This is a genomic window from Coprobacillus sp. AF33-1AC (genome assembly GCF_003475785.1).
Taxonomy (GTDB): domain Bacteria; phylum Bacillota_I; class Bacilli_A; order Erysipelotrichales; family Coprobacillaceae; genus Faecalibacillus.
In genome coordinates, this window is the sequence record NZ_QRQB01000013.1 from 18,995 (window position 1) to 40,315 (window position 21,321).

Annotated in this window: 20 protein-coding genes; 15 read left to right on the plus strand and 5 right to left on the minus strand. The window is 28.8% G+C overall.

Features of this window, described 5'->3' with window-relative positions; all coding sequences use genetic code 11:
* Positions 1-56 precede the first annotated feature (56 nt).
* Positions 57-455: a hypothetical protein gene (locus DWZ53_RS11315; RefSeq protein ID WP_233541851.1), complete on the minus strand. Its 399-nt coding sequence runs from the start codon at positions 453-455 to the stop codon at positions 57-59.
* Between the two features lie 118 nt (positions 456-573).
* On the opposite strand from DWZ53_RS11315, the gene ftsE reads away from it, so the two are divergent.
* The 10 genes from ftsE to hisC all read left to right on the plus strand — a co-directional run bounded on the left by ftsE (position 574) and on the right by hisC (position 8,282).
* Positions 574-1,260: a cell division ATP-binding protein FtsE gene (gene ftsE / locus DWZ53_RS06090; RefSeq protein ID WP_118432809.1), complete on the plus strand. Its 687-nt coding sequence runs from the start codon at positions 574-576 to the stop codon at positions 1,258-1,260.
* On the plus strand, positions 1,257-2,168 hold the full coding sequence (ftsX, locus tag DWZ53_RS06095; RefSeq protein ID WP_118432810.1) for a permease-like cell division protein FtsX: 912 nt from the start codon (positions 1,257-1,259) through the stop codon (positions 2,166-2,168). Before ftsE ends, ftsX begins: the two co-directional genes overlap by 4 nt.
* A gap of 87 nt (positions 2,169-2,255) precedes the next feature.
* Entirely contained in the window at positions 2,256-2,828 is a 573-nt protein-coding gene (locus DWZ53_RS06100; RefSeq protein ID WP_118432811.1) for a CDP-alcohol phosphatidyltransferase family protein, read from the plus strand.
* Positions 2,821-3,201, plus strand: coding sequence for a hypothetical protein (locus tag DWZ53_RS06105; protein WP_118432812.1), 381 nt, complete (start codon positions 2,821-2,823; stop codon positions 3,199-3,201). Before DWZ53_RS06100 ends, DWZ53_RS06105 begins: the two co-directional genes overlap by 8 nt.
* A gap of 48 nt (positions 3,202-3,249) precedes the next feature.
* Positions 3,250-3,438, plus strand: a complete 189-nt coding sequence (locus DWZ53_RS06110) for a LiaI-LiaF-like domain-containing protein (RefSeq protein WP_118432813.1) — start codon at positions 3,250-3,252, stop codon at positions 3,436-3,438.
* A gap of 81 nt (positions 3,439-3,519) precedes the next feature.
* Entirely contained in the window at positions 3,520-5,040 is a 1,521-nt protein-coding gene (gene gpmI / locus DWZ53_RS06115) for a 2,3-bisphosphoglycerate-independent phosphoglycerate mutase (protein WP_118432814.1), read from the plus strand.
* Positions 5,040-5,555, plus strand: a complete 516-nt coding sequence (locus DWZ53_RS06120) for a bacteriocin (RefSeq protein ID WP_118432815.1) — start codon at positions 5,040-5,042, stop codon at positions 5,553-5,555. The genes gpmI and DWZ53_RS06120 overlap by 1 nt, the downstream gene beginning before the upstream one ends.
* Positions 5,556-5,557: 2 nt before the next feature.
* Positions 5,558-6,370: a zinc ribbon domain-containing protein gene (locus tag DWZ53_RS06125; protein ID WP_118432816.1), complete on the plus strand. Its 813-nt coding sequence runs from the start codon at positions 5,558-5,560 to the stop codon at positions 6,368-6,370.
* A 65-nt stretch (positions 6,371-6,435) separates the two neighbouring features.
* Entirely contained in the window at positions 6,436-7,215 is a 780-nt protein-coding gene (locus DWZ53_RS06130; RefSeq protein WP_158568193.1) for an HAD-IIB family hydrolase, read from the plus strand.
* Positions 7,216-7,226: 11 nt separating this feature from the next.
* A complete protein-coding gene (gene hisC, locus DWZ53_RS06135; protein WP_118432818.1) occupies positions 7,227-8,282 on the plus strand; it encodes a histidinol-phosphate transaminase in 1,056 nt (351 codons plus the stop codon).
* A gap of 13 nt (positions 8,283-8,295) precedes the next feature.
* Here hisC and DWZ53_RS06140 read toward each other — a convergent pair whose 3' ends face one another.
* On the minus strand, positions 8,296-9,021 hold the full coding sequence (locus DWZ53_RS06140; protein ID WP_158568195.1) for a YaaA family protein: 726 nt from the start codon (positions 9,019-9,021) through the stop codon (positions 8,296-8,298).
* Positions 9,022-9,086: 65 nt separating this feature from the next.
* Here DWZ53_RS06140 and DWZ53_RS06145 point away from each other — a divergent pair, with 65 nt between their 5' ends.
* The gene (locus tag DWZ53_RS06145; RefSeq protein WP_118432820.1) at positions 9,087-10,091 is read left to right on the plus strand and encodes a nucleoid-associated protein; all 1,005 of its coding nucleotides are present in this window, start codon (positions 9,087-9,089) and stop codon (positions 10,089-10,091) included.
* Between the two features lie 17 nt (positions 10,092-10,108).
* On the opposite strand, the gene DWZ53_RS06150 is transcribed toward DWZ53_RS06145, so the two are convergent.
* The 3 genes from DWZ53_RS06150 to DWZ53_RS06160 all read right to left on the minus strand — a co-directional run bounded on the left by DWZ53_RS06150 (position 10,109) and on the right by DWZ53_RS06160 (position 18,481).
* Complete coding sequence (locus tag DWZ53_RS06150; RefSeq protein WP_118432821.1) at positions 10,109-13,699, minus strand: UvrD-helicase domain-containing protein; 3,591 nt, start codon at positions 13,697-13,699, stop codon at positions 10,109-10,111.
* Positions 13,686-16,469 carry a PD-(D/E)XK nuclease family protein gene (locus DWZ53_RS06155; protein ID WP_158568197.1) on the minus strand — a complete coding sequence of 928 codons (2,784 nt, stop codon included), beginning with the start codon at positions 16,467-16,469 and terminating at the stop codon, positions 13,686-13,688. Before DWZ53_RS06155 ends, DWZ53_RS06150 begins: the two co-directional genes overlap by 14 nt.
* 107 nt (positions 16,470-16,576) lie before the next feature.
* Complete coding sequence (locus tag DWZ53_RS06160; protein ID WP_118432823.1) at positions 16,577-18,481, minus strand: NAD(+) synthase; 1,905 nt, start codon at positions 18,479-18,481, stop codon at positions 16,577-16,579.
* Between the two features lie 111 nt (positions 18,482-18,592).
* Here DWZ53_RS06160 and DWZ53_RS06165 point away from each other — a divergent pair, with 111 nt between their 5' ends.
* From DWZ53_RS06165 to DWZ53_RS06180, 4 genes are read left to right on the plus strand one after another with little or no spacing between them, the layout of a single operon-like run.
* On the plus strand, positions 18,593-19,120 hold the full coding sequence (locus tag DWZ53_RS06165; protein WP_118432824.1) for a flavodoxin family protein: 528 nt from the start codon (positions 18,593-18,595) through the stop codon (positions 19,118-19,120).
* Between the two features lie 33 nt (positions 19,121-19,153).
* A complete protein-coding gene (locus DWZ53_RS06170; protein ID WP_118432825.1) occupies positions 19,154-19,654 on the plus strand; it encodes a 2'-5' RNA ligase family protein in 501 nt (166 codons plus the stop codon).
* A 59-nt stretch (positions 19,655-19,713) separates the two neighbouring features.
* A complete protein-coding gene (locus DWZ53_RS06175; RefSeq protein ID WP_118432826.1) occupies positions 19,714-20,499 on the plus strand; it encodes a ZIP family metal transporter in 786 nt (261 codons plus the stop codon).
* Positions 20,500-20,559: 60 nt separating this feature from the next.
* Positions 20,560-21,321, plus strand: a complete 762-nt coding sequence (locus DWZ53_RS06180; RefSeq protein WP_118432827.1) for a formate/nitrite transporter family protein — start codon at positions 20,560-20,562, stop codon at positions 21,319-21,321.

Sequence of the window (21,321 nt, forward strand, 5' to 3'; positions counted from 1 at the left end):
CAATTTAATTGATTGCTTCTTTAAACTTATTTTCTATTGAATTATTAGGTTGCCCCCTAAATAATTTGGTTACCCGCCTTTTTTTGTAAACGTTGTTGATGCAATTTTTGTTTCTTTTTAAGGTTTAATATACGTCTTTGGTCTGCTTTTTTAGTTTCTTGTTCTTTTTTTTCTTTTTCAATTCTTTGGTTATATTCTTGAGCATATTTTTTTGCTGTTACAAATAAATCTTGAGGATTATCAGTAATATGACTGACTTTACTATCGTTATTTAAATCAATATATAATTCAACATAGCCACATTGAGGACAGTAACATGATTTTAATTCATGACTTGATTTTTTGTAATTTTTTTCTTTAATGATAAGATGTGGATAACTTAAAGTTACACCTTTATCTTGAATGTAACAGTTATCTTTTAAAATGTGTTGACAATGCGGACAAATTCGTTTCATATATGACCTTCCTATTCGTTTATAATTTATTATACCATGAAAAAACATAATTAATAGCATGAAATAACAACTATAAATGACAATTTATGCTATAATGTTTGAGGGAGTTGATAAAAAAATGATAAAACTTACACACGTAGTAAAAATTTATAAAACCGGTGTTAGAGCTATCAATGATCTTTCTCTAACAATTGAACCAGGTGAATTTGTATATGTTATCGGGACAACAGGTGCTGGAAAATCAACTTTTATTAAATTGCTTTATCGTGAAGAAAAAGCTACTTCAGGAACTGTAGAAGTGGTTGGGCGCGATGTCTCAAAAATTAGAAATAGTAAAGTTCCTTATTTTAGAAGAAATATTGGTGTTGTTTTCCAAAACTTTAGACTTTTACCTAGAAAAACAGTCTTTGAAAATGTAGCTTATGCTTTAGAGGTTATTGATACCCCTAAGATGGAAATTAGACGGCGAGTTCGTGCAACGTTAGAATTAGTAGGTTTAGAAGACAAAGTGAATGCTTTCCCACATGAATTATCAGGTGGACAACAACAACGTGTCGCTATTGCTAGAGCAATTGTGAATAAACCAAAAGTTTTGATTGCTGATGAACCTACAGGAAACTTGGATCCAGAAACATCAAAAGAAATTATTAGTTTATTAGAGAGAATTAATGAAGAACAAGGAACAACAGTTCTTGTTGTTACTCATGACCGTGAAATTGTTCAAGAACATAAAAAACGTACAATATTAATGGAAAATGGATGTGTAACAGCTGATACAACATTAGGAGGTTATGATTTAGCATGAAAGAATTAGTAAGTTGTATAAGAAATCTTCCTAAACATTTTAAGACAGCTTTTGTTAATTTATGGCGAAATGGTGTTATGTCTTTTTCATCTATTTTTGCTGTAACGATTACATTATTATTAATTGGGGTTATTAGTGTTTTAGCTATTAACGTACAAGGAATTTCTGAAAATATTCAAGAAGGTGTACGTATTTATGTTAAGTTAGATCGTTCTATTGATGAAAATGCAGAAAAAGCAGTAGGTGAAGAAATTAATAAAATTACTGGTGTTAAATCTTCTACATATTCATCTAAAGATCAAGAATTAACTAAACTTATTGAAAAACAAGGAAATGATGGAAAAGAATTATTTGAATCTTATCGTCAAGATAATCCTTTAGGTGCTGCATATGAAGTTGAAGTTAAAGATTCTCAAAAAATCGCAACGATTGCTAAAAAGATTGAAACAATTAATAATGTTAAATCTGTCAATTATGGTGGAGATTCAACAAAAAGTATGATTAGTACTTTACATACCATTCAAACAGGTGGTTCTGTTTTTGTTGTTGCCTTAATTGTTGTTGCTCTATTTATGATTTCTAATACAATTAAAATTACCATTACAGCACGTCGTACAGAAATAGGTATTATGAGAATGGTAGGAGCAAGTAACTGGTATATTCGTATTCCTTTTATGTTAGAAGGTATGCTTATTGGTATCTTTGGCGCTATTGTTCCTATTATTGTATTGATTTATGGATATAGTATGATTTATAACTATACGGGTGGTAGTTTGATGTCTACAATGTTAGTATTGAAAGCACCAATGCCATTTATTCGTAATTTCTCATTTGTACTTGTTGGTTTAGGTGCAGGTGTTGGATTAATCGGAAGTTTTGTTTCTATGAGACGTTTCTTAAAATTCTAATCATCTTCTTAAGAAGATGATTTTTTTATTTGTCATGATAAACAAATGTAGTATAATACCCATATATCTATTGAAAGGGGATTGGTTATGAATCGAAATAGATTGAAGGAATTTTTTAGTTTACCTAATTGGCTCAGTTATTTTAGAATTGTACTAATTCCTGTTTTTTTAAATTTATATTTAAATGGTCAAGGGAAATATGATCATATTGTAGCTGGTGTAATTTTGGTTATTTCTGGATTATCTGATTTTTTAGACGGACAGATTGCACGAAGATGTCATATGGTGACTGACTTTGGGAAAGTCATTGACCCTATTGCTGATAAATTAACACAATTTGCTGTCGCCATTGCATTATTATGGACATATCCACTTATTTGGATGTTATTGCTTATTATTGTCATTAAAGATGGTATGCTTGCTTTAGTAGGACTGTTTTTATTTAAAAATGGTACAAAGGTGAAAGGTGCATCATGGTGGGGAAAAGTGGCAACGGCTTACTTTTATTTTGTTGTCATTACATTAGTCTTTATTCCCTTACAAAATTCACCAGTATCTTCATTTTTAATCATTACAAGTACATTACTTATGCTTTTAGCGTTTGTTTTATATGCTAAAGAATTGTATGGTTTGTATCAGGAGAATAAAAAGAATGGATAATCGACAACTAAAGAAGGATTGTTATTTAGATTTGTTAGATGATGCGATTGTAGATGTTGAAGCTATTTATAATCAATTAAATAGACTTGCAGCTAATAATCAGACAATTGATGAAAAAGTCATTAAAAAAGATAAAATTAAAACGAAATATCAATTAGAGTTATCTCTTGCTTCTTTATGCATTTTACTTCGTAAAATGGCAGAAAATATGTTTATTCAATTACCAGCAGAAATAAGGAAAGATATGAATAGTATTATTCACTCTAATCGTTTTGAATTTGATGATCAAGATATTATTTATGTTTATTCACAAAAGGGTAAAGAAGAAGTTTCGTTAAAAGGACTATTATTATTTGCTAGAAGTGTCTTATAATGACACTTTTTTTGTTGGGTTAAATTTAAAATAAAAGAGGTGATTGAAATGAATATAAAGAAGAATACAGGAATAGTTTTAATATTATTGGGTATTGTTTTAACGATGGATAGAACTAATGATTTCAAAGGAATTGTGTCGATGATTGCGTATTATATGAAAGAATACTGGCCTTTTATTTTAACTTTTATTGGTATTTATTTATTAAGTGCACCAAAAAAATCAAAAAGGAAATAATCTTATGATTAATACATCAAATAAATTGAAAATAAGTGATAAAAATGATAATATGATGAAGAAAAAATGGAGGAATAAATTATGAAAAAAAGACCAATTGTGTTATGTATCTTAGATGGTTATGGATTATCATCAAGAGTAGAAGGAAATGCAGTTAAACTTGCTAATACACCAAATATAGATGATTTAATGGCGTTATATCCAACAACAACAATCCATGCAAGTGGAATGCCAGTAGGACTTCCTGATGGACAAATGGGAAACAGTGAAGTAGGACATTTAAATATCGGTGCAGGTAGAGTTGTTTATCAATCTTTAACTTTAATTAATAAAGCAATTCAAGAAAAAACTTTCTTTGAAAATGAAAAATTCTTAAAAGCGATTCAACATGCTAAAGATAATAATTCTAAGTTACATATTTGGGGATTATTATCAAATGGTGGGGTTCACTCATCAAATGAACATATCTATGGTTTATTACAATTAGCTAAAGAACAAGGTTTACAAAAAGTATATGTTCATGCTTTTCTAGATGGTAGAGATGTTGCTCCTGATAGTGGTATTGATTTTGTAAAAGAATTACAAGCTAAAATGGAAGAAATTGGCGTAGGTGAAATTGCTTCTATTTCAGGTAGATATTATGCAATGGACCGTGATAAGAGATTTGAACGTGTTGCTTTAGCTTATGATGCAATCGTATCTCATAAAGGTGAATCTTTTGAATGTCCAGTTCAATATGTAAAAGATTCATATGCTAAAGATACTTTAGATGAATTTGTTATTCCTGGTTATAATAAAAACGTAGATGGTACAGTAGATGATAATGATGCTGTCATCTTTGCTAACTTTAGACCAGATAGAGCTATTCAATTAGCAACAGTTCTTACAAATCCATCATTCTATGAAGCTTATACTCCAGAAAAACAAGTTAAAAATATTGAATTTGTTTGTATGATGAAATATGCTGATAGTGTTAATGGTGAAGTTGCTTTTGTATCACCAGAATTAACAAATACATTAGGAGATTATTTAGCTGAAAAAGGATTAAAACAATTACGTATTGCTGAAACTGAAAAATATGCTCATGTTACTTTCTTCTTTGATGGTGGAGTTGATAAAGAAATCGAAGGAGCAACTCGTGTGTTAGTTAATTCACCTAAGGTGGCAACATATGATTTACAACCAGAAATGTCTGCTTATGAAGTAAAAGACAAATTAATTGCTGAATTAGATAAAGATATTCATGATGTTGTAATTGTTAACTTTGCTAACTGTGATATGGTTGGACATACTGGTATTATTCCAGCAGCTATCAATGCAGTAAGTGTTGTTGATGAATGTGTTGGTGAAGTATATGAAAAAGTTCTTGAATTAGGTGGAACAATGTTAATTACTGCTGATCATGGTAATGCAGAAGAAGAATTAGATGAAGAAGGAAATCCATATACAGCACATACTACAAATGATGTACCATTAATTGTAACTAATTCTCATTTAGAATTAAAAGATGGTGGTAAATTAGGTGACTTAGCACCAACAATGTTACAATTATTAGGATTACCTATTCCAAGTGAAATGGACGGAGAATCATTAATTAAATAATGAAAAAGTTCATATTCATTACATGTTTATTGCTTATAATAAGTGGGTGTAGTCATACTACATCCACTCATACTATTGTACAGGATTCTTCTTTAAGTGGAATTCATGATATTTCTTATCAAGAACTTAATAAAAAAATGAAAGAAAAAGATACGTTTGTTTTATATATTGGTCGTCCTGATTGTCAGGATTGTCAAGAATTTAGTCCTATCATTGAACAATACCTTCAAAAACATCCTGGTGTATATCTTTATTATTTCAATACTAAAGCATATCGAGATCAGGCTAATCAGTCAAAAGAAGGTAAACAGTTTTATAATCAGTTAAGAAAGAAACTTGATTTTAGTTGGACACCAACATTAAAGTTTATTGTTAATGGAAAAAATGAAACAACTTATACTTATTTAGATGAAGAGTATTACTCGCTAGATTCAAATAAACAAAAACAAGAAAAAGAGAAATACAAACAACAATTTTATAAGTGGATGAATAAGATATTTATAGAAGGAGATTAATAATGAAACAATGTCCAAATTGTCATAAAGATATACCTGATGATGCCAAAGTATGCCCTTATTGCGGGATGCCTCAAAGAGGATATCAACCAATGAAACGTAGAAAATATAATAAAAATAGATCAAGAATTGCTTTGATGTTACTTGCATTCTTCTTTATTTTTTCACCACTTATTGCTTTTTCTTTTTTTATCGATAATGATCTTATTTCGTCATCATCTGATAATCAAAACGTGACAGTAGGAACTTATGAAGAAAAATTAAGAGATCCTGTTACCCATCGTTATGAATCACTAGCGGCATTTAAAAAACATGTAACCAATAGTAGTCAGTATATAAGTGTATTAGAAGATAAAGAAAGTCAATTAAAAACTCTTTATCCTCAAAATGAAATAGATAAAGATTATTTGTTTGATATTACTAAAGGCAATAATGTTTATGTATCTGCTAGTTATGAAATAAAGGATGGTCAAAACAAAATTATGATTGATTATAATTATGATTTAACAAACCAAAATGAGTGTGAAATCACTTATCAAGTCGATCATCTTACTTTAGATCAAATCAAACAATTTGATTTAGATTCTGTAAAAAAATTAGTTTATATTTTTGATCAAAATAAAAATTCAAAATTAATGGACAGAAGCCAAAAAGAATTTATTTCTCTATTAGATAAAAGTGATCTAACAAAACAAATTTCTCATTATGGATTAGGAAATGTTAAAGAATCAGGGAAAAAGTCTTGTTCATTTAGAATATTTAATCAAAATGATCAGTATCGTTTAAAATTTGGATACAAAACACAAATAAAATAAGTCATAGTAATGACTTATTTTTTTGTTGTGATATAATTTTGATAAATCTAAATAAGGAGATGTTTATGAAAAAAATATTATTTTGTGATATGGATGGAACAATTATTGAAAATAACTTGCCAATCCATCATCTGGATATAGAAATGATTCATGAATTAAGAAAACAGGGTTATTATTTTGCTTTTTGTACAGGAAGAAACTTAGAAGAGGCGAAAATAGCCAGTCATCATTTTGAATATGATTTTATGGTATTAAATAATGGGGCGATGATAGTTGATCAAGATGATCATGTTCTTTATCATAAACAAATTAAAAATCAAGATGCTAAAGAAATTCTTGATTACTGCATGATGCATTATCCACATTTGCAGTATTCATTTTACAATGGACAACAAACATTTAATTATTATCAAGGTAAAACTTATGTTCATAATCTTCAAGGAACAGTTGAAACAAAAGAATATCAATTCATTAATGAGTTAAATAAAATGAAAGATGATTTCGATATTTTTTGTGCTTTTAATCCAGATGAAACAACAAATGATATTTTAGAAATTCAAGATTATATCAGTCGAAATTATCAAGATATTCAAGGAACACAAAATGTCATTTATTTAGATGTGACTGTTGCTCATTGCAGTAAAGGTACTGGAATACAGGCACTATGTCAAATTTTAAATGAGGAATTACAAACATATTGTATCGGGGACTCATTTAATGACCAAAGTATGTTTAAAGTAGCTGATTATGCTTATACTTTTAATCGAGTAACAGATGAGATAAAAAAAGAAACGGACAAACAAGTAGATTATGTTTATGAAGTTATTCAAGATATGTTGAAATAGGGGGATGAAATATGAGTTGGCAAGATAAATTAAGAGCAGTTGAGCCATATGTTGCAGGGGAGCAACCAAAAATTGTAAATATGATAAAGTTGAATACGAATGAAAATCCGTATGGACCAACACCAAAAATAAAAGAGGTATTAAACCAATTAGACATAGATAAATTAAAATTATATCCTAATAGTGATGCGGATGATTTAAAAAGTGCATTAGCAAAATATCATGGATTAAATGAAGATGAGGTTTTTTTAGGAAATGGATCAGATGAAGTATTAGCTTTGACTTTTTTAACTTTTTTTAATGGTAAAGATCCCATTTTATTTCCTAATATTACTTACTCATTTTATCCAGTATATTGTGATCTTTATCAAATGTCATATAAAGAATTAGCTTTGAATGAAGATTTCACAATGAACATTCAAGATTTTATGCAACCTAATTCAGGGATTATTTTTCCCAATCCAAATGCACCAACTGGTTTATTAGTAGATTTAGATTTTATTGAAACTATATTAAAGAATAATAAAGAGAGTATCGTTGTTGTAGATGAAGCCTATATTGATTTTGGTGGTGTAAGTTGTGTACCACTTATTCATCAATATGATAACTTAGTTGTTATTCAGACCTTTTCTAAATCTCGTTCACTGGCAGGAAGCCGTATAGGGGTGGCTTTAGGAAACAAAGAAGCAATTTCTCATTTATATGATGTGAAAAATTCATTTAATTCTTATCCAGTAGATTATGTAACACAGCAGGTTGCCTTAGCGAGTGTGTTAGATAGCCAAGATATGAAAGAAAAATGTAAAAAAGTAATAAATACACGTGAAAGAACAAAAGCTGCTTTGAAGGAACTAGGATTTATTGTTCCTGATAGTTATTCAAACTTTGTTTTTGTTAAACATCCAGAAGTCGATGGGAAAACATTGTTTTTAGCTTTAAGAAAAGAAGGAATCATTGTTCGTCATTGGGATAAAGAAAATATTAATCAGTATCTACGTATTACAATTGGAACAGATGAACAAATGGATCGTTTACTTGCATTTTTAAAAGATTACTTAAAAAGATAAATTCAGACTGAATTTATCTTTTTATATATTTCATTTGGAGTTGTCTTTGAAAAACAAAATGTTGAGAAGTAGATAACTGATCATTATATTGATAATCATCAATAATGATTGTTTTAATTTGTTCAACATCTCTAACTTGATGACGAATGAGATAATCAAGCATTTGACCTCTTGCTTTTTTTAAGTATGTTGCTCGTCTTTTGATTGTATCACCAGAAACTTCTTGAAAGTCGATAGTGATCATACGAGGATGTTCAATCATCTTTTCATATTCTTTGGTACTTAATGAAATAATCATATCTTCATCTTTAAGATAATGTTGGATATCTTGATGCCAATAGTCATATAAATTAATATGATGGGGATGATGAGAGATTTCTAAACGATGCTTTTCTATTTGATCTTGTGGTCTTAATAAGCCATAAACTGGAGAATTAATGAGAAGATGATGATTAAGATATTGGATTTGTTGATTATTATATTGATCAAGATGTAATTGTTTATATACTAAACCATCAAATAAATTTAATGCAGCATAAGACTTCTCTTCTTTTAAATCTTTGTATAATTGTTTGCTTTGTTGAAATGATATTTTTAATAAATCGTGTAATTGTGTTTCATTCATACTTTTTAAAATAGATAATAATTTTTGGCTTTTATCGTTAAAAATAGGAATTTGTTTATTTAACGGATGTTGTTGTACTTTTAATTTTTTTGCGTCTGCAATTATTATTTTCATTGAAATCACCATTTCCATTATATCTTATCTTTTTAAATTATGATATACTTAATCCGGTGATAAAAATGAGTACAACAATAATAGATAAAATTCTTATACATATGTTAGATATGGAACATAGTCAAGTCATTTATTCAGATACCTATATTGATTTAGTTGAAGGAACAACTGAATACTATGATAAAAAATTAGAAAAATGTTTAACAAATACAACAATTAAACAATTAGTAGTCGGAAATGAACATCATTTATTACAGGCTGCAAGAAACATGATTATTGATGATGAACAATTTATGGCAGAATCTAGAAAGATTGCTCAAGATTTGTTTATGGTATGTAAAAATGTGGAAGAAATGCCTAATTCAAATTTAATGTTTATTGAATGTAAAGTTGATGGTGAAAAAATGATTATTATCATTAAACTTAACTATAAAGTTACACCAGTGAGTGTTATTGAAGAGGTTGATGGTAAGCAAATGATCAAATTTGTTAATAGACAATTATTGCCACCCAAAACAACAAATGTGGATGAAGCAATTTTAATTAATGTTGATCAAAGCACTGTATCTATGATAGAAAAAAGATTTCAAATAGATGGCAAACCTGGTTATTATTTAAATGAACAGTATATTAAGGGAGAACCTTTATTATCTGATAAACAAAAATTAAGTATCGTTAATAAAGTTGTTAAAAAGGTAGATAGTGAATATAACGTATTTGAAGGTGATCCGGTTGCATTAGTAAAAAAAGAGATGATTGATTTAGTTATGGATCATCAACCTATTAAACCTTTAGCGTTAGCTAAAAAAGTTATGGGTGATGACTATAATGCTAGTGAAGAAGTAGAAACGATTATGAAAGATTTAGGTATTCAAGAAGAAGATGAAATCGTTAATGTTCCTATTTCTATGGATCGTATGTCTCGTTGTAAATTAGTATTAGATAATGATCGTGTCGTTGAACTTAATGTAGAAGATTATTTAAATCATGAAAATATTGTAACTGAAACTGATATGACAGGAACAACAACGATTACATTAAATAATATTCGTGATATTAAAATAAAATAGTAACCAGAAAATGGTTACTATAAGATAATATATCGATTAATTGCAAGATAGTAAACAATGGCTTGAATATTAGCTTGAGGGAAAACTCGAGCTAATATTTTTTTATAATAATTCATTTGTTGAACATGTAATGATTTTAAAGTTTGTTCATCGCAGTTTTGACTCACGCGATCAGTCTTATAATCAATAATATAGATATTGTTATTGTGAACACAAATAACATCAAATATACCATGAATAATTTGTCCATTTTCATCTTTCATTGAAAAAGCTTTTTCTTTATAAAGATGGTCACTTTGATTCATAAGTTGGTAAACATCACTACAAATAAAATCATGAATATGATCTTTATATTGTTCAATAAGTTGGCAAGTTTGTTCATCAAACTCATCTCGTTGATATATTTGGTTGAGTTCTTGATCAAGATTATTGATATTTAAAGGTAATAATTCTAAAACACGGTGAATAATTGTTCCTCGATCTGTTGCCTTGAAAGAAGAAGTTTCTTCATTTCTTTCAGGATAAATGCGATTGCCGTCATCAATAATTTGGGTAACAGCACAGGTTTTATCTAACTCATTTTGATTATGATAAACAAATTCACAGTTATTTTCATAAATCACTTGATGATGTGATAGAACTTGTTGATGAGGGTAAATATATTCATCAATTGTACGGCAATCAATGATTGAAGTATGAAATTTTGCGTGACGTGTATTCATCGCAACTTGTGTTTCTTGATAAAGATTTATTTTTGAAGCATTATGCATGACTTCATCTAAAGGATAAGCGTTTTTAATTTTATCATCAAAAAGAGAGAGGTCCATACATTGATGAATGAAATCAGGATGGCGCATAATGGCTAACATAACCCAATTTAGCATTTGATCTGACTTTCTAAGATGTGCTGGTAATAAATGCTTAGAAGCATCTAGAGCATAATCAATAATCTGATTTTGCCATTTTTCAATCATATGAATGTCTTTTAAACCACCAGTAAGAATCAATTTTTGGGAAGCACGAGTTAATGCTACATAAAGAATACGCATTTCCTCATTAATTGTTTCATTATCTAATGTTGTTTGAAAGATGCCTTTTAATGGATGACGATATTCTGTTAAAACATTTTCAAAGTCATGTAATTGTAATGTTTTGTGTGGTTTTAAAATAAGACCAAGACTTTTATCTTGAATTAAATTAGCTTTACTATCAGAAAAGTTAAATTGGTGATTAAGCTGATTGACAATGACAATAGGAAATTCTAATCCTTTTGATTGATGAATGGTCATAAAAGTTACAGCCTGATCATCCTGTGAAATTGTTGCTGGTTTGTAATCAATATTAAGAGTTATCGTTTGATTGATTTTTTGAACAATTTGATAAAGTGATAATTGCTGATCAGCTTTGAGCATTTCAACTAATAATTCAATGTTTGCTAATCGTTGTTTACCATTATATAAAGAACTAACAAAAATAGAATAGTTACTGTCATCTAAGAACTTTTGTAATACTTTATGCGTTGGTTGTTGTTTTGCATAATCTAATAAAGAGTGGAAATAGTTTAAAAACTGAATTACAGTTTCATCTTGTGATTCAAGAAGAGATTCATACATTGATTTTTTTTCTTGAATATGTTGATAAAGAAAATCTTCATCAAAATGACTAAAAGCATAATTTCCTTTAAGTAATGATATAAAAGCAATATCATCTAAAGGATTATCAAGGGCTTTTAAGAAATGAACACAATCAATGATTTCGTTACTTTCAAAGAACCCTTTGGTAAGGACAATTAAATTAGGAACCCCTTTAGCGTCAAATACTTTTTTATAAGTAATGAAGTTTGCGACATTTCTCATTAATACAACAATATCTTGATATTGAGCTGGTCTTTTTTCATTAAAGAAATCTAATTCAAGATGACCAACCATATCATGTATCTTTTTAGCAATCATCTTTGCTTCATATTCAATCATATCCACTTTTTCTTCAGGTTTTAATACTAACATAATATCTGTATCAAACCTTTTTTCATGATCAAGACGAGTAAGGGCTTGATTGAGTTTTTCATCACTATCACATTTTTCTTTTCTTAAAAAGTCATAATTTAATTTAGCGTGAGGATCATGATCATATTCTAATCCACCATAACGGGTATCCATAATTGCGTTAAAAATATAATTGATGCTATCTAAAACGATTTTGTTGGAACGATAATTGAATTTTAAATCTATTCTTTGATTGTTGTCACTTACACCATAATTCATGTATTTTTCATTAAAAATATCAAGATCTGCTTTTCTAAAACGATAGATAGACTGTTTCATATCCCCAACCATAAAACGATTAATTTCTGGCAAATGACAACGAGAAATTAAAAGAATCAGGTTTTCTTGAATTTCATTAGTATCTTGATATTCATCAATCATGATTTCATTAAATTGTTGGTAAAGAGTTTCACTTACACCATTATCTTCACTTAATAATTGAAGAGTGTATTGTTCAAGATCATTAAAATCTAAATAAGATAAAGACTTTTTATAATTTTGATAGGTTTCTTGGAATTGTTTTAAATAGTCTAGATAGATATCTAGATGTTTTAAAGTGAGACTTAATACTTCACTTAATTCTTCAATAGAAGCAGGCATACATTTTTCATAAGCACTTGAAAAAGTTGTTTTAGCTTTAGAAAGTAACGATTTATAAGTTTCTTTAATATGATCATCAACATCTTTAAATACAGCATTACGATGTCTATCCACTTTAACATTGATATTAAAGTCATCATCTTGTTCAAGTTTATTTTTAATTGAATCATAATATTGTTGTAATACATCATGAACAGATGGTAATTTATTTGTTGCTTCTTGATAAAAACCAAGACCATAGGTCTGACAAAAATCTTCTAGTTGTAAGTAGTATTGGTATCCTTCTTGATAAGCATTATTTAAGATATCATAGAGGGGCTGTTTAAAGGGAGTATCATCAATTGTTTGATGATGAATAACTTGATCATATAACTTATCTTTTACTTGGCTTAAATATTGGTCAAAGTGATAAATATTATGAGATAGATTATCAAGTTTAAAGATGATTTCTTTAAATTCATCAAAACGATATCCAGCAAAGTTTTCTTGATAAAATTGTTTAAATTGTGGCTCTTGGACCCATTGATCTAAACATTGATTAAGAATCTTTTCTTTAATAAGAGTAGGATTTTCAAGAATGTCAAACTGTACGTCAAGATGAATCGTATAGCCATATTGACTTAACAAATCACTACAAAATGAATGAAAGTTAGTAATATAAGCATCATTTAATAGCGTTTTTTGTTTTTCTAAGTGCTTTTTTAATTTTTCATCATCAACAACTTGAATTCTTTGATCTAAACTTTCTATTAATCTTTGTTTCATTTCTAAGGCAGCAGCCTTAGTAAAGGTTAAAACAAGTAAAGAATCAACATTGAAATGATCATCTTCGATTAAAGACATCATCCGATTGACTAATATTTTTGTTTTACCAGAACCAGCAGGTGCCGAAACAAGTATCGAACTGCCACGACTATAAACAGCTAAATTCTGTTCATCATTTAAACTTTTATCTTTCTTCATTGTTTTCTCCTTGTTCAATCATGTGGTTTTCATTATAAAATATATCATAATTACATAATGGACGATAATGACAAAAACGACATGGATTAATATGTTGATCTATTGCGGGTTGGTCACTTCTTGTTGGATAAATGGAAATATCACCGGATATCATTTGATCATATAAATCTTGAATATGTTTTGCAATATCACGCAATATATCACTTAAATCTTCTTGAGATATGAGTTTTGCATTTTGATAAGGACTGCCATCTTTTTTTAGTTTAACTTTAATAATATCACTTTCATTATCCATATCACGATCAATATCTTGATAAATTTCATTTAAACAATAACCGTCCATTTGATAGAGTTTAAAGAAATTCTCTGGTTTTTCTTTCTCTAAAATAGAAAGTTCACTTTTTAGAATTCTTTTTTTAGTATTGAAATATAAAACAGCTCCCTTATCATATTGTTTATTTTTAGATAAAATATCTAAATAAATAAGCATTTGCATATTAAATCCTAATTTAGCCAATTCTAAGTTTAATTCTTTATTAGATGATTTATAATCAATAACTTTAATATAATTTTGATAAAAATCAACACGATCTATAAATCCCTTTAATTCAATATCATCTATTTTTTCATAAACTTTTTGTTCACAAGTTTGTAAAGAAAATAAACCTCTAGCCATTTGTTTATTCAAAACAATAATTGTATTATACAAATCATCTTCAATTAATTGTAAGATAAACTGATTTTGAGGAAGTTTATACTTTGGTAATTCGTGATCATGAAGATATTCATGAATAGTACGTGAGATATCTGTTTTTAGATTTGAAAAATCAACAGCTTGATTATCATTAAAGTAATGATGATTCTTTTCTAAAACGTAGTGTACAAGAGTTCCAATTTCATTACTTTGAATAGAAGAATCAACAAATGGATCAACCTTTAAAATATATTGAACATAATATTTGTAAGGACACTGATTGTAAACTTCTAGTTTACTGGCTGATAATGGATTAGGATTAATATGAGTCAGTAATGGGTTGACTTGATGATGATTTTGTTTATAGAAAAGTAACTGTTGGTTTAAGGTAACCATTTGCTTATCTTCTTCACCTAGTAAATAATAGTCTTGTTTTAAAGCTGGATGAAGAAGTTGATGTTTTTTGAATGTTCTTACTGATAACAATTTTTTTACTTTTTTAATAAGTGATGAAACAACAAGATCATTTCCTGTTAAATCACGTAAGGCATAACTTAAAATGATTCGTTGATGGTGATTTGAAAACAAGTGTTGTAAAGCACATTGTTGGTGATGAAGTTGATCATAAGTTGTAGGGTAATTTAAAGCTGAAGCTTCATGATTTAATAATAATTCAGTATTTTTAAATTCTTGAGGAACAATCGTTTCATTAAGACCAAGACAATAGATATATTGGACATTTAAGAGTTCACTATAAGGTTGTTGATAATTTAAAATATAAAGACTATCTATTTTTTCTTTATGATAAGCCGTTTGTAAAGAGAATAATTCTTTTAATAAATTTAAATATTCATTTAAAGTGATATCATCTTCATTAGTTAAATCTAATTTTGTGATTAAAGTGATGACATCTTCAGTATGAATAAAATGATTCTGAATAAATTCTATGAGTTGTTTAGAAAGCTTACAAACGGTATGAGCGTTTATACAAAGCAAATCTTGTTTTAAATGGATGTAGTTTTCATCATTGATAAAACCTTGGGTATACTGTATCTTTTTTATTCTGGCTATGTATTGGATATCTTGGAAAGAAGATAAATACATAGAACTGATGGCGTCAAGTAGATATTGCTCATCATGATTGATTAAATAATTTAAGAGCATTAAAACCACTTGAAAAGGACGATTTTCTACTTTTTCTTTTTGATTATAGGCAAAGTGAAAACGATCAAGAATGAGTGTTAAATGTTCGTAATAATCATCATTAGGAATATAAATTGCAAAGTCACTTAAATGATGATGAGAAAGTAATTGATTGATATCAAAGACGACTTGTTTAACTTCTTCTTGAATAGAAGAAGCACATAAAATTTCATAAGGATTCGCTAATTCTTTTTTTATTTGTAAAGAATCAAATAAGTGATTAACTAAATATGATGTATAATCTTCACCTTGATGACCTACAGTATCATCATAGATAAAAACATGACCATAGTTATCTAGTTTATTGATGATTTGTAAAGCTTTAGGATAAGAAAAATTTCTAGTTAGAAAGTAGTAATAATGATGACATGATGAGTCAATCAATGATGTAATAAAATCATGTTCTAAAAAGTGAACTTGATCAAATTGATGATATAAATGAAATAATGTTTTAATTTTATTTTTTGATAAATCAGGTAGGTTTTCGTTTGTTTCTTGAATATTGTATAAATAAAAATTGGTAAAGACGTTAAGAATTTGTTTTGCAGTTAAAACTTGATTTTGACTATGATGAAATAAAGAAGAAGGATCTTCTTTATTAAGTTTCATGATTTCTAAAATATTATCAAGATTACTTTTTTTATGAAAAGTTTGATGATATTGTTCAAGAATGATATTGAAAAACTGTTGAATTGTTATAACTTCAATATTAAAAAGAGCATCCGTTTTCTTTAGAAATATTTCTTCTATGTATTTTTGATCATCAACAATGACATAGTGAAGTTCAAAAGGATGTTCTTGACTACTTGTGATGCAATCATCAATAATTTGATTGATCATACTTGAATAATGATTTGATTGATATGTATACATAAGGTCACCTCGATTATATTTTATCATAGATAGGGTTTAATAATGATAGAAAAGAGATAATGAAAGGATAAAAAGAGGCTTTCAAATAAAAAAGGCGTGAACACGCCTTAAATTTTTTCTATTTCATTAAGCCATATTTGAACACTTGCATCACTAGGCATACGCCAATCTCCACGAGGAGAAAGGGCAACAGATCCTACTTTAGGTCCATCAGGAATACAGCTACGTTTGAATTGTTGAGTGAAAAAGCGCCAATAGAATAAACGTAACCATTTTTTAATGGTCTCTTTATCATACTTATCTTTAAACGCAAGTTTTGTTTTACGATAAAGTTTTTTAGGTTCATCACCAAAACGGACCATATGATAAATAAAGAAATCATGTAGTTCATAAGGACCCACTATATCTTCAGTTTTTTGTACAATCTTGTCATCTTCTTGCGGTAATAATTCAGGCGATACGGGTGTATCTAAAACATCTTGAAGAATTTTTTCTAAAGGTTGTCCTTTATAAAGAGAAGAGACATAATCTACAAGATAACGAACTAAAGTCTTAGGAACGGAAACATTAACAGCATACATGGACATATGATCACCATTATAAGTAGACCAACCTAAAGCGACTTCGCTTAAATCCCCAGTTCCAATAACTAAGCCACCGATTTGATTGGCTTTGTTCATTAAAATTTCTGTTCTTTCTCTTGCTTGAACATTTTCATAAGTGACATCATGAACATTTTCATCTTGATGAATATTCTTGAATTGTAATTTGACAACTTCAGCAATATTCACAGTTTCACTTGTTACACCTAATTCTTCCATCAAGCCTAAAGCATTATTCTTGGTTCTTGAAGTTGTTCCAAAACAAGGCATGGTAATGGCATAAATATTCTTTTTATCATAACCTAATTTTTCAAAAGCCATAACACAAACAAGTAAAGCCAAAGTTGAATCTAAGCCACCAGAAATACCAATAACAACTTTACTAATATGAGTTGCTTTTAATCTTTGCATGAGACCTCGTGTTTGTATTTCAAAGACTTCTTTACATCTTTGTTCTCTCAATTTTAAATCATGAGGAACAAATGGATGAGGATCATAATATTTATTAAGTTGTAAATCGACAGGTTCTAAATCAAAATATAAATGATCATATTCATATGATGATTTAAAAGTATTCATTTTTCTTCTTTCGCTGCATAGTTTACCTAAATCAATATCACCATAAATGATAGATTCATCAAAACCTTGACTCTCATTTAAAATACTTCCGTTTTCAACAATCATATGATGACCACTAAAAACAACATCAGTTGTACTTTCACCAGAACCAGCATTAGTATAAACATAACCACAAATGAGTTTAGCTGATTGAACACTGACAAGCTGACGACGATAATCTTTTTTAGTTGTGAGTTCATTACTTGCAGAAGGATTTAAAATGAGGGTTGCCCCATTTAGCGCTAACTGTTGACTTGGTGCGTCAGGTAACCATAAATCTTCACATATTTCTATCCCTAAAGAAAGTTCAGAAATTTGATTACAATCTAAAACAACCTTACGACCAAATAAAACAGGTTGATTAAATAATTCAATTTCTAAATTATCTTCAAAACATGGTTCAAAACGTCTTCCTTCATAAAATTCTTGATAATTAGGAATGTGTGTTTTAGGAACTAATGCCAGTAATTGACCATTATTGATGATAGCCGCAACATTATATAAACTATTTTGATAAAAGAATGGTAAACCAACTACCACAATCTGTTGGTAACCTTGAGTATATTTAACGATTTCTTCTAACTGATTTAAACATTCATTTAATAAACGATTTTGTAAAAATAAATCTTCAATTGTATATCCTGATAAACATAATTCAGGGAAAACAACAATTTTAGCGTTTTCTTGACGTGTGATATCAATACGTTTTTTTATTTCTTGACTATTATAGATAACATCTGCAATTCTTGTTTCAAAAGAAGCACAGGCTACTCTTATATATCCATCTAACATAATAAACCTCCATTTTTCTCTATTATACCAATAATTACTTGATTTTAAAGATGAAATCAAAAAAATACATGCTAGAATAAGGAGGAAGGGAACGTGAAAAGGAGGTAAGTTATGAATATTGTTATGATTAATGGGAGTGCCAGAAAAGGAAATACTTTAACAGCCATCAATGTTTTTAAAAAAGGATTAGCCAACTGTCATGAAATAGATATAATCAATCCTGATCAATTAAATATTGCTCCATGTAAGGGATGTGGAGCATGTCAGTGCCATCAAGGATGTGTTGATCAAGATGATACAAATTCAACAATTAATAAAATTGTAGCAGCTGATATGATTGTATTTGCTTCACCAGTTTACTGGTGGGGGATATCAGCTCAGTTAAAACTTATTATTGATAAATGTTATTGTCGCGGTTTACAGCTTAAAGGAAAAAAAGTAGGTGTGATTATTGTAGGAGGTTCACCCACTGATAACATCCAATATCAACTCATTAAACAACAATTTCAATGTATGGCGCAATATTTATCATGGAATGTGTTGTTTCATCAATCATACTTTGCAAATAGTCGAGATGATTTATCAAATAATAAACAAGCACTTAGTGAATTAGAAAAATTAGGACAACAACTTGACTAACTATGCCAGTTAGTCTTTTTTAAGGAGATGTATATGTATCATTTATCTTTGTATTTTGATGAAAAAACAACCAAACAATTACAAACATATCAAATTCATTTATCACAATCATTAAAACCTACGGTTCATCTAACTTTAATACGTTTTGATAGTCATCATCTTGATTGGATAATCCAAGAATTAGATAATTTATTAAAGGAATATCGTATTTTTGAACTATATTTTGTTTCTTTGGGTTCTTTACAAGCAAAGCATCTTTTTATTCAACCAGTTTATCATGCTTCACTCCATGATTTAATGAAAAAAATAGATTTGATTATCAAATGTGACCCATCCGTTCATCTTTCTTCTTATTATCAATTTTTAAATTGGTTACCACATGTAACCATTGCCAGAAACCAAAATAGACAACAAATAACACAAAACTTTTCTTTATTAAACCAACAATTTAAACCATTCAAAGGAAAAGTAACCCAAATACGGTTGACGCATTTACAACCTTATCAAGAAATAAAAGTCTGGAATTTACGATAATGAGCATATGATTATACAAATCTTTGTAGATTTGTATAATAAATTCAAGGAGGAAGAAAATGAAACCTATTTTATATGCATTGTTAGGAACAATGTTTACATTTATGTGTACAACAATAGGAAGTGCTTTGGTTTATCTCTTTAAAGGAGAAGTCAAACTATCTTATCAACAACTATTTTTAGGCTTTGCAGCAGGAGTGATGATTGCGGCTTCGGTGTGGTCGTTGCTTATTCCTTCAAAAGACATGGCTCAATCTTTAGGTCAAATAGAATGGCTAGTTTTAAGTGGGGGCTTTATTACAGGAGCAATATTTTTATTATTGTTAGATCATATTATACCTCATCAACATTTAGGGGAAGATCAACCAGAAGGACTTCATGCGATGCTTGGTAAAAATACAATGCTTGTTTTAGCCGTCACGCTTCATAATATTCCTGAAGGAATGGCAGTAGGACTTACTTTTGCGATTGCTTGTCAAACTGGATCTATTTCACTGGCTTCGGCATTAGCGTTAGCTTTAGGAATAGGGTTGCAGAATTTACCAGAAGGGGCTGCTATTTCATTACCTTTAAAACAAGAAGGAATGTCTAATCATAAAGCATTTATAATGGGAAGTTTATCTGGAATTGTAGAACCGATTGCGGGAACTTTAACAGCCATGTCAATTCAACTGATGCAAACGGTTTTACCATTTTTATTATCATTTGCTGCAGGAGCAATGATGTATGTGGTAGTTGAAGAATTAATTCCTGAAGCTCAACTTGGAAAACATAGTCATATAGGGACTTTTGGTGTTTTAAGTGGTTTTGTTATTATGATGTTAATGGATATATTTTTATCATAAGGAAGATTGCAATTATTTTATGATTTGTTATAATAGGTCCGTTATGGATGGGAGGATATTATGACTGATTTTCAAAAGTTGCATACGGCGGCAATAGGTAAATATGAAATGTGTAAAAATGATCCATTTCGCTTTTTTATGAGAAGTATTGTAGCTGGATTATATTTGGGACTAGCAACAATTCTATCTTATACGTTAGCTGTTTTATTAATTGAGCATCATGTTATTGTAGCAAAGATTGCTTTTGCAGGTGCTTTTGGAATTGGGTTAGTTATTATTGTTTTATTAGGATCGGAATTATTTACAGGAAACTGTTTTACTTCGATGTTTTCTGTATATCATGGAGATTTAAAATTTGTTGATATTATTCCTATGTGGATTATTTGCTATGTGGGTAACTTTGTCGGTATTGCTTTAGTTTGTTTTTTATTTATTAAAAGTGGTGTCAATCATGATGCTATGAATCAATATCTTGCTAATGTGGTAAGTGGTAAATTAAATTTTGATTGGTTACAATTATTAATTAAAGGTATTCTTTGTAATTTTATTGTTTGTGCAGCAGCTTTTGTTGGAATGAAATTAAAAGAAGAAATCGCTAAAACAATTATTATGATGATTATTGTTATGACATTTGTTTTACCGGGATTTGAACATAGTATTGCAAATATGGGAACATTTTCAATGGCATTTACAGCACTAGGAACAAGTATTTCTTGGGCAGGTGTTTGGTTACATATGGTATTATCTACTTTAGGTAATATTATTGGGGGAAGTATCATGTTAGCTTTACCAATTTATTTAATGAATAGACCTGAAAAATAA

Bases quoted from the DNA above. Each gene is read 5' to 3' on its own strand.
- DWZ53_RS06170 (WP_118432825.1), top strand. From the start codon at position 19,154: ATGTATCATTTATCTTTGTATTTTGATGAAAAAACAACCAAACAATTA.
- DWZ53_RS06100 (WP_118432811.1), top strand. From the start codon at position 2,256: ATGAATCGAAATAGATTGAAGGAATTTTTTAGTTTACCTAATTGGCTC.
- hisC (WP_118432818.1), top strand. From the start codon at position 7,227: ATGAGTTGGCAAGATAAATTAAGAGCAGTTGAGCCATATGTTGCAGGG.
- gpmI (WP_118432814.1), top strand. From the start codon at position 3,520: ATGAAAAAAAGACCAATTGTGTTATGTATCTTAGATGGTTATGGATTA.
- DWZ53_RS06175 (WP_118432826.1), top strand. From the start codon at position 19,714: ATGAAACCTATTTTATATGCATTGTTAGGAACAATGTTTACATTTATG.
- DWZ53_RS06130 (WP_158568193.1), top strand. From the start codon at position 6,436: ATGAAAAAAATATTATTTTGTGATATGGATGGAACAATTATTGAAAAT.
- DWZ53_RS06155 (WP_158568197.1), bottom strand. From the start codon at position 16,469: ATGTATACATATCAATCAAATCATTATTCAAGTATGATCAATCAAATT.
- DWZ53_RS06165 (WP_118432824.1), top strand. From the start codon at position 18,593: ATGAATATTGTTATGATTAATGGGAGTGCCAGAAAAGGAAATACTTTA.
- DWZ53_RS06145 (WP_118432820.1), top strand. From the start codon at position 9,087: ATGAGTACAACAATAATAGATAAAATTCTTATACATATGTTAGATATG.
- ftsX (WP_118432810.1), top strand. From the start codon at position 1,257: ATGAAAGAATTAGTAAGTTGTATAAGAAATCTTCCTAAACATTTTAAG.
- DWZ53_RS06110 (WP_118432813.1), top strand. From the start codon at position 3,250: ATGAATATAAAGAAGAATACAGGAATAGTTTTAATATTATTGGGTATT.
- DWZ53_RS06125 (WP_118432816.1), top strand. From the start codon at position 5,558: ATGAAACAATGTCCAAATTGTCATAAAGATATACCTGATGATGCCAAA.
- DWZ53_RS06105 (WP_118432812.1), top strand. From the start codon at position 2,821: ATGGATAATCGACAACTAAAGAAGGATTGTTATTTAGATTTGTTAGAT.
- DWZ53_RS06150 (WP_118432821.1), bottom strand. From the start codon at position 13,699: ATGAAGAAAGATAAAAGTTTAAATGATGAACAGAATTTAGCTGTTTAT.
- DWZ53_RS06140 (WP_158568195.1), bottom strand. From the start codon at position 9,021: ATGAAAATAATAATTGCAGACGCAAAAAAATTAAAAGTACAACAACAT.
- DWZ53_RS11315 (WP_233541851.1), bottom strand. From the start codon at position 455: ATGAAACGAATTTGTCCGCATTGTCAACACATTTTAAAAGATAACTGT.
- DWZ53_RS06180 (WP_118432827.1), top strand. From the start codon at position 20,560: ATGACTGATTTTCAAAAGTTGCATACGGCGGCAATAGGTAAATATGAA.
- DWZ53_RS06160 (WP_118432823.1), bottom strand. From the start codon at position 18,481: ATGTTAGATGGATATATAAGAGTAGCCTGTGCTTCTTTTGAAACAAGA.
- ftsE (WP_118432809.1), top strand. From the start codon at position 574: ATGATAAAACTTACACACGTAGTAAAAATTTATAAAACCGGTGTTAGA.
- DWZ53_RS06120 (WP_118432815.1), top strand. From the start codon at position 5,040: ATGAAAAAGTTCATATTCATTACATGTTTATTGCTTATAATAAGTGGG.